Source organism: Frigoribacterium faeni, from assembly GCF_007988805.1.
In the GTDB taxonomy this organism is placed as follows: Bacteria; Actinomycetota; Actinomycetes; order Actinomycetales; family Microbacteriaceae; genus Frigoribacterium; species Frigoribacterium faeni.
Genome location: NZ_BJUV01000077.1, coordinates 1 through 1217, shown reverse-complemented (window position 1 = coordinate 1217; position 1217 = coordinate 1). Strand labels below are relative to the sequence as shown.

The 1217-nt window shown below is 72.6% G+C and carries 2 protein-coding genes; both read right to left on the bottom strand.

Going from position 1 to position 1217, the window contains the following annotated elements; genetic code table 11:
* Window positions 1–160: 160 nt before the first annotated feature.
* Window positions 161–952: a GolD/DthD family dehydrogenase gene (locus tag FFA01_RS15785; protein WP_146857135.1), complete on the bottom strand. Its 792-nt coding sequence runs from the start codon at window positions 950–952 to the stop codon at window positions 161–163.
* On the bottom strand, window positions 949–1217 hold a 269-nt coding region (locus FFA01_RS15780), incomplete at its 5' end, for an RpiB/LacA/LacB family sugar-phosphate isomerase (RefSeq protein ID WP_208720958.1). The genes FFA01_RS15785 and FFA01_RS15780, both read right to left, overlap by 4 nt.

The following is a 1217-nucleotide window of genomic DNA, read 5'->3' as shown; positions in this document are numbered from 1 at the left end:
GGAGCGAGGGAGACGGCAGCGCACGAAACCCGGTGCGGTCGCGCGGACAGGCCCCGCCCGCACCGCACCGTGTCCCGTGCAACGCACCACGACTAGACACGGTGCGGTGTACGGAACGCGGTGCGGTGCGCGGGGCGTGCGGGCCCCGCGGAGGCGCGGGTCAGCGGATCGTGAAGCCTCCGTCGACGAGGAGGTCGGCCCCGTTCACCATCGCCGCCGCGTCGGACGCGAGGAACACCGCGGCCGCGGCGATCTCGCCGGGCACCGCGAAACGCCCCGTCGGGATCTCGGACTGGTGCTTGACGCCCTTGTCGTTGTCCCAGGCGGAACGCCCGAGGTCGGTCAGCACGACGGTCGGCGAGATCGTGTTCGCCGTGACGCCTCGGCCTCCCCACTCGAGGGCGAGCGTCTTGGTCAACCCGATGACCCCGAACTTCGAGGCGCTGTACGCGGCGTGCCCGTCGATCGCGACCGTTCCGGCCTGCGACGCCAGGTTGATCACACGGCCGTGACCGGCCTCGAGCATGACGCGACCCGCGGCCTGGGAGACGAGGAACGTGCCCGTCAGGTTCACCGCGAGCGTCGTCGACCAGGCCGACGGCGAGAGCGACTCGGCGGAGTCGAGCAGCGCCACCCCGGCGCAGTTGACGACGATGTCGAGACCGCCGAGATGCGCGACCGCGGCGTCGACGGCCGCGGTCACCGACTCGGGCGACGTCACGTCGCCCTCGAGACCGACGTGCTCGGGGCCGAGGGCGGCCGCTGCGGCGACCGCCGCCTCGGCCTTGACGTCGACCACGGCGACGTGCGCGCCCTTCTCGGCGAACGCGGCGACGATCGCGGCACCGATGCCCGACGCCCCGCCCGTGACGAGCGCCCGACGGCCGGCCAGCGAGAACGACAGGTCGACGCTCTCGGGTCCGGCGACGAGGACCGAATCGACGCCGCTCACGCGGTCGCTCCGCCCCGGGTGGACCCCTCGGTCGCAGGATCCTTCGACGCCGGCGTCGCGGTATCGACTCCGACCGGTGCGGAACCGTCGTACTGGCAGATCGCGTTCACCTTCTCGGCCGACGCGCTCGTCGTGTCGAACTCGTAGCCGAGCCACTCCTTCGCCATGCGGCGGGCGACCTCGAGGCCGACGACGCGCTGCCCCATGCAGAGCACCTGGGCGTCGTTCGAGAGGACGCTGCGCTCGATGGAGAACGAGTCGTGGG